This window comes from Rhizobium sp. H4 (assembly GCF_003013335.1).
GTDB lineage: Bacteria > Pseudomonadota > Alphaproteobacteria > Rhizobiales > Rhizobiaceae > Rhizobium > Rhizobium sophoriradicis.
In genome coordinates this window covers 1-1,295 of the sequence record NZ_PSOW01000047.1, presented here as the reverse complement: position 1 = coordinate 1,295, position 1,295 = coordinate 1, and the positions used below count along the sequence as shown (strand labels likewise).

2 protein-coding genes are annotated in these 1,295 nt (G+C 59.7%); both read right to left on the bottom strand.

Annotation, left to right across the window (positions count from 1 at the left end):
- Window positions 1-198, bottom strand: a 198-nt coding sequence (locus C4N04_RS31375) for a nitrogenase (protein WP_016737551.1), incomplete at its 3' end; no start/stop codon positions are given.
- A gap of 107 nt (window positions 199-305) precedes the next feature.
- Window positions 306-1,199: a nitrogenase iron protein gene (nifH, locus tag C4N04_RS31370; RefSeq protein ID WP_004675840.1), complete on the bottom strand. Its 894-nt coding sequence runs from the start codon at window positions 1,197-1,199 to the stop codon at window positions 306-308.
- Window positions 1,200-1,295: the final 96 nt, after the last annotated feature.

Here is a 1,295-nt window from a genome sequence, read left to right as displayed (position 1 = left end):
CACGCCCGGAATGGACTTGATGTTCGATTTGACGTCGCATTCGGAAAGGGCCTTCGGCTCATCGCCAGGCTCGTCGCCGCTCGTTGCGACGCTGAGGTGCTTCTTGCGGCGCTTCGCCGCCTTGTCTGGATATTGCGCTAATACTTCCGCAATGAGCTGTTCATGCAAAACGCTGTCATTCTCGTAATCAAGGCTCATGGGCCCCTGCCCCCTTTCAAGGTTCGGGTTAGGTCGTCGTCGCCGAAGCGGCTTTCTTGGAAGGACGCGCTGGCGCAAGGGCCAGCGCGTCCTGTCGACAGCGGCAGTTATTGAGCCGCAACCACCGCTGACTCCTTGGCCTGTAGTTCGGCCAGCATCTGCTCGTCGCTCTTCATGATGCCGAAGTCGAGCAGCATGTCTTCGAGCTCTTCCATGGTAATCGGGGTCGGAATGGTCCCTTGGCCCGAATTGGCATGGATCTTCTCGGCTAGCGCCCGATATTCCCCGGCCTGCTTGGAGTCCGGCGCGTACTGGATCACCGTCATCTTCCTGAGCTCGGCGTGCTGGACGATGTTGTCACGCGGCACAAAGTGGATGAGCTTGGAATTGAGCCTGGCAGCCAGCGCCTCGGAGAGGTCGAGCTCGCGGTCCGTCTGGCGCTCGTTACAGATCAGGCCGCCGAGCCGCACGCCGCCGGAATGGGCATATTTCAGGATGCCCTTGGCGATGTTGTTGGCGGCATAGAGCGCCATCATCTCGCCGGACATCACGATGTAGATCTCCTGGGCCTTGTTCTCACGGATCGGCATCGCAAAGCCACCGCACACCACATCGCCGAGCACGTCATAGGAGACGTAGTCGACATCGTCATATGCACCGTTCTCTTCAAGGAAATTGATCGAGGTGATGACGCCGCGCCCGGCGCAGCCGACGCCCGGTTCCGGACCGCCGGACTCCACGCACTTGATGCCTTTGTAGCCGGCCTTGAGCACGTCCTCGAGCTCAAGGTCTTCCACCGAACCTTCCTGCGCTGCCAGATGCAGAACCGTGTCCTGTGCTTTGGCGTTCAGGATCAGCCGGGTGGAGTCGGCTTTCGGGTCGCATCCGACGATCAGGATCTTCTGCCCGAGGTCGACAAGCGCTGCGAGCGTATTTTGGGAGGTGGTGGACTTGCCGATCCCCCCTTTGCCGTAAAATGCGATTTGACGCAAATCTGACATATCGCCTTCCTTCTTTCGTTCCATCCATCGCTGAGTAAAAGGCAGGCAGCTCGCGCCGCCTCGCATGGCAATCTTCAAAACCCGTGCCATGTGGGC